The organism is Candidatus Eremiobacterota bacterium, assembly GCA_031082125.1.
Lineage (GTDB): Bacteria > Vulcanimicrobiota > CADAWZ01 > CADAWZ01 > Ess09-12 > Ess09-12.
Window position 1 is genome coordinate 1 of record JAVHLM010000066.1, and the last position, 5666, is coordinate 5666.

At 43.7% G+C, this 5666-nt stretch carries 6 protein-coding genes; 1 reads left to right on the plus strand and 5 read right to left on the minus strand.

All coding sequences use genetic code 11. The features are described 5' to 3' along the window. Window positions 1–8: 8 nt before the first annotated feature. The 5 genes from RDV48_31430 to RDV48_31450 form a co-directional block, all read right to left on the minus strand. On the minus strand, window positions 9–662 hold the full coding sequence (locus tag RDV48_31430; protein ID MDQ7827348.1) for a hypothetical protein: 654 nt from the start codon (window positions 660–662) through the stop codon (window positions 9–11). Between the two features lie 43 nt (window positions 663–705). After that, window positions 706–1275 (minus strand): ankyrin repeat domain-containing protein, encoded by a 570-nt coding sequence (locus tag RDV48_31435; GenBank protein MDQ7827349.1) that lies wholly within the window; start codon window positions 1273–1275, stop codon window positions 706–708. A 222-nt stretch (window positions 1276–1497) separates the two neighbouring features. Next, complete coding sequence (locus RDV48_31440) at window positions 1498–2280, minus strand: ankyrin repeat domain-containing protein (protein MDQ7827350.1); 783 nt, start codon at window positions 2278–2280, stop codon at window positions 1498–1500. A 494-nt stretch (window positions 2281–2774) separates the two neighbouring features. Continuing rightward, entirely contained in the window at window positions 2775–3302 is a 528-nt protein-coding gene (locus tag RDV48_31445) for a hypothetical protein (GenBank protein ID MDQ7827351.1), read from the minus strand. Between the two features lie 90 nt (window positions 3303–3392). Continuing rightward, window positions 3393–3899: a hypothetical protein gene (locus tag RDV48_31450; GenBank protein MDQ7827352.1), complete on the minus strand. Its 507-nt coding sequence runs from the start codon at window positions 3897–3899 to the stop codon at window positions 3393–3395. A gap of 284 nt (window positions 3900–4183) precedes the next feature. Here RDV48_31450 and RDV48_31455 point away from each other — a divergent pair, with 284 nt between their 5' ends. After that, entirely contained in the window at window positions 4184–5632 is a 1449-nt protein-coding gene (locus tag RDV48_31455) for a hypothetical protein (GenBank protein MDQ7827353.1), read from the plus strand. Window positions 5633–5666: the final 34 nt, after the last annotated feature.

Here is a 5666-nt window from a genome sequence, read left to right on the forward strand (position 1 = left end):
ATTATACACTAATTTAAGGCCGGGAATTTGTCCCACTTCATATTAACACGTAGGGCAATAAGATTTTCACCTGCTGCTTTAAGTCGCTTCCTGCTGATAGAAGAGCTAAAACTCAACACATTCCTGTGAGCTTCCGGGATCGTTATGGCCCAGCGAGTTTTTTGCGTAACCAGATCGATTGCTTTAAGCTGATCATCTCCAAAGACACAATATAAAGTGGAATCTTTTATGGTGGGATCGCACCCCACTTCATCAATTGGTATGTGTAAGAGCTCCTTCCCGGAAACAGGCTCAAGCACGAGAACCTCTGCTTTGCCTGTGTAGGTTAGTTTTTCTATATCAGCTCCTGTTCTTTCTATTACTATGAAATATCTATTTTTCTCGCATGTCTTCGTGAGAGTATGATAACCCTCTATAGTTTTCTTCCAAAGGATCTTCCCAGTTTTCAGATCAGCTGCCCCATATTGCCATGGTTCACAACAAGGCCAGGAATCAAAGCAAATCACTTTGTCGCAGACTGTGGGTTCATGAACCAATCCCATAACTCTGCTGGTCCATAATTTTTTGAAGGGAGGCACCGGCAGATCTGCAGCTTTGACAGGCTTCAGAAGGGATATAAGTAATGCAAGAATCATTAAATAGTGCATTTTACTTGATGACATAGTCCTGCCCCCCCCTTACGATAACAGTTCAAGTGGATCCCTCTCACTCCTTCGCGCCATGTTTACGAAGCAAATCGGCGATGTCTTTCTCTCCTCTCGCTTCGGCAAACATCAATGCTGTCCAACCGTTGTTATTCTTTATATTCGCTTCAGTACTATTGGAAATTAATGAATGACCTAATATATCGATCAAATCTTTATCACTTTTGGCATTCACTTCGGCACCATGATGAATAAGTAATTCGATGAAAGTCTTTTCGCAAAATAACGTAAAAAACATTAATGGTGTCATACCCTTCAATGCCTTGACATTAATATCGGCTCCACTGGAAAGGAGAAGCTCGAGGATATCTTTGCTGACCATTGCCCGAAATAGTGCGGTCATGCCAGTTCCATCTTTAGCGTTTACATCAGCACCTTTGGAAATAAGAAGTTCAACTATGTCTTTCTTTCCCTGGCCTGCGGCAATCATCAATGCTGTTATGCCGCCATTTGCAGTTTTAGCATGTGCTAACTGGGGGTTTTCTGACAATAAGGCTTCTGTTTTTATAATATCTCCCCTTTCTGCAGCTCCAAAGATACTATCAGCGTTGAAAAAATAGTCACTCGCCATCGCCTCATCCCTTTTCATTCAGCAGATTAAAACCTCAATAATGCCTCTAAGGCCTTTTCGTCCGCTTTCCATAATAATAGTGATAATAAAGGAGAGCTTATATAACCATATTCATAACACTGAGGAAGCTCGGTATTCCCGGCAGAATTTGTATGAAACGAGAGCATCATTATAAGAAAATTAAGAACATTCATAATAATAAGTCCTGGAAGGCCTTTCCCATCACTCCTTCACCCCATTGTCTTGCAGAATTTGGATGATGTTCTTCAATTCATACTTTTTTGCATACCTCAAAGGAGTGTTCCCGCTCTTGTCCTTGATTGACCCATCGGCACCCAAAGAGAGCAGCAGTTTTACCTCGTTGTCATTACCTGAAAGAACCGCATTATGGAGCAGAGTTTTACCCTTACTGTTTCTTGCATTTATATCTGCGCCTTTGTCAAGAAGCAGCTTTATAAGATCCTTGGATTGTGTCTCACCCGGTAAATCTTGGCAAGCCTCAAAAAGAGGCGTATTTCCTTTCTCGTCTCTCGCGTTTACATCGGCACCTTTTGCAATAAGGAGCTTTGCAATCTCTCCTTTTCCCTTTCTCACTGCAAAGTGAAGAAATGTGACAATTTCAACGGTTGGCTTCAGGTGAACCGTTTTTTTGACCAGCTCCGGGTATCTGTCAAGAAGCTCCGCCGCTTTCTGTTGTCTTCCTGAATCTATTGCAAGCAGCATGTCAATCTGACCGCATTGTGACTCAAGAAACTCATCAATGAGAGCGTTGAGATACTCTTCTGTGCTTTTCTCATCCTCTGCCGTGAGTTCATTGTTGTGAAAAGGCACTGCCTTCCCTTTCTCAAAATCCCTCCGGGCATTCTTATAATCCTCAAGAAAATACCGCATGGCTCCAGCGATGAGGTATGACTCCTTCAACTGGTCTTTGTATTTAGGGTCTTCGATGAGCTTTTCGGCATAACCGAGGGCTCTCTTTCTCGATAAAGCAGCCTTCTCAAGCATTCCTGCCTTGTCGTAATGAAAGGCCGCCACACGGTAAAAGAGACAGCATTCCTTATCATTTTTCCCGAGAGCCTCATAGACTCTTTCTGCAATGAGAATTCTTGCTGTCATGGGTATATAGTAATAGGTGCCCTCGCAGAATAGATTGTCATTCTTTTTGCTCAATTCAGGAGGTGGCAGGGAAGTGCCCTTTAAGGCCTTTTTCACCTCTTCAATGCGTTCCTTCGGAATTCTTTTGAAATCATCCATAAGGCAGGTGAAATGGCACTTCTGGCATGCACAGAGACATAAAGAGTCAGTATAAGGCCAGAAAACAAATTGAAATCGAGAAAGCTCACCGTAGATATAGCTCCCGCCGCTTACCACGACGCTGTAATAATCCTTTGTGCCACACAGGGGACAGGCATAGAGATTGTCAATTATCATGGTCCCCCAGGCTGCCGGGGTGATGCTGATAATAAATAACAGGGTCAATATTAAGGATGAGAGCCTCATCACTGCGTTCCTCTTATTGTTTGACCCATAGGGGTTTTTTGTTTCGTTTCATACTTTTGATTATTCCAACCTTTGTATGAACCTGCAAGCGAGCCCACTATAAAACCTGAGATACCTGTGACTGTCACCACCTCAAGCAATTGTCTTGAATCCTTTGATTCCAATGATTCCAGCATCAGAAAGATCTTCTGGTATACAGGACTGAATATCGCTATGCCAATCACTGAGAAGAGAACCAGTAACAATGCAACCAATAAAATGAATAGGTTTTTCTGCAGAGCCCCGATCTTGCGAAATATCCTATATGTCACCAGGAGCGCTATGATATAAGTGACGGTAAAAGAAAAAGCCGCCAGGAGAAGGCGAGATACTATATAACCCCACAAAGCAAGCAAATATGAGGGTTTTTGCCCCATAAACAAGCCTGCCACCATGATGAGAGGCAATAAGACTAACAGTGCGAGAAGAGCCCATACCAAGGCCAGAGGAATGCTCAAATCATAGATTCCCGGAAATAACTTTCTCATAAATTTTACCTGTAATCCATCAAACGAAAGCCCAGCCGAAAGTAAATTTTGAGCCCTGGAGTATCAATGCATGAAATGGCTTCAGCACTTTTACTGCTGCCATTCACAGATATCCTCTGTGACAATCCACTTCCTCCCTTTTCGCAAAACACTATATTTATTACCTGAGGCGCTCAGGCTGCTTTCGTAATAACCTCCTTTCACCTCAGCTCTGCCCCAGGAGATCCACTTGATGGAGTCAACTTGAAACAGAAGTCCTTCCTCTCCTGTTTCTTTGTCAATCACAGGTTCTCCAAGGCCGACTTGTTTCACCTCACATTGAGATTTCTTTTTCACAGGGGGTCTATGATCGGAAAAATGCCTGATCACATTCTCGCCAGGGTCTTTTCCTTCCAGTGCAGAGAGGAAATAGGCTTTGGCATTTTGCTGCTTGCCTGAAAAATTATGATCAAACTGGTATTGAAAAACTGTTTCCATAATATCATCTGTCTGGCCCTGTTTGATATAAACTATCCCCCTGGGAACAAGGAAAGCAAGGAATATCGCAAGGCTAACAATCAAGAGAAGAGGATAAAATCTCTTTCGCAGTTTTTCCACCCCCCGGGCTCCACAGAATAGTATACAACAAATTCCTGGAGAAGTCCAAACCTATCTTGGCGAAGCTCGTCTAGATATGGCAATCTCTCACACTTTGACTTTGTCTGTTAGGGTGAGCTCCTTCTTATCCACAGAGAGCCAGCCTTCGATTACTTCATAAAATTTTGGAGGAGCTCCTCGAATGTGACTAAATTGTTTAAATCCGGGAATAACCTCCATAGATGCCTGCAAGGTGGCTGCTTTACCAGAGCATCAAAGTTAGGCGCGCTCCTATGGAAAGCCATATGACTGCTGAAGAATTGATGAGATATTTGGCTGGTCTTGTATTTCTTTATTATGATTATTTCATCTATTCCCTCCTGGTACTGTATCTTCTTCTGTCCTACAGGATCCTGAGAAAACACCGGATCAGGAAATGTGGCCTTCTCATCCTCATGATGTTTCTCGTGATTACTGGTGCATTCATCGGGTTTACCGCCTGGATAGAGGTTCAACATAAAAAGGTGAGAGTCTTCTCAAGGGAAGGATGGACTTGCTACAGGTTTCCTTACCTTAATACAGGCAACTCCCGTTTCAGAGAGCGCCTTTTTTTCCCAATCAGCTCGCTGGATTCATTTATGGTATTGCAAGGCGAGGACCTGAGTGTGATTACCAGTGATCCTGGAGGTTGGTATATGGATCAGAGAACGGGCCGCTGGAGATATTTGAATATACCGCGTTCAGGGACTTTTCGAGAAAGTGTATGGCTCTATGATAATGAAAATGGAACTTTCTGGCATGGCTTCTATGACGGATCAATGATATGCCTGAGGAGGAGCTCAAAAGAGCAACAATATGAGAAACTATGGAATTCACTGCACCTCGAAGATGGAAGAATTATCGGGATCAACCGGAGCTCACTCATTGAACTTGATCATAGGTCCGGGATGCTAAGGTACATATTTGTCAATAAAGATAAATCAGTTGACCTTATGCTTGACGGCCCGAGGCTGCTTACTGGAGAATATCTGTGGGTGAAAGCGAAGAAGCCTCTGGGCCTCAGGAAAATACAAGGTACGACTGAGTTGGGCATTTTAGAGGTTGCGCGAATTGAGCTTACGACATACCAGTATAAGCTTTATAACATCGGCTTTTCTGCCTCCACTGCTGATTTCCCCAGAAGGAATGCAAATCCATTCACCTCAAGTTTCTGGCCACTTGATGGCAATGGCATCCTGATCTGTACTGCAAGCGGCCCTTTCAGGTACTCAGCCAACCAAGACAAATGGGAGCAGATAAAAGAATTTCCCCTCCTGGGCACAGGCCGTTATGAGATAAACGGGGTTGCCTCAAGCTCCAACCGCACCTATTTTATTCCGAACTTTGTAGGCTCAATGGAATCATATGGTCCTCGAAGGCCCCTTCATAACATCATCACTTATGATAAAAAAGAAAAAAGGCTTGAGGAGGTGGGATTCCCTGTGCCTCTCGCAGTCTGCCAGGTCACTATAGAAGGATATAATGTCTATTTCTGCACTGTAGAGGGAGCAGTGTGGTGCTTCAACGAAGCAAAGAGGCAATGGCTCAAACTGCTTAAGGGAAAGGGGCGGCCGGATGAATGGGATCAGGCAGTTCTGTCAATGAAGATCACGCAGACGCATATGTATGTGCTCACCCGTACAGGGCTTTTCGTGAAAAGGAGGGAGGCTGAGCTTTTGAAAAGAACTGTCAAATGTCCCAGCCCGGTTAACTAAACCAGATTTTCCTGTGGATTTCCCATTTACCTTT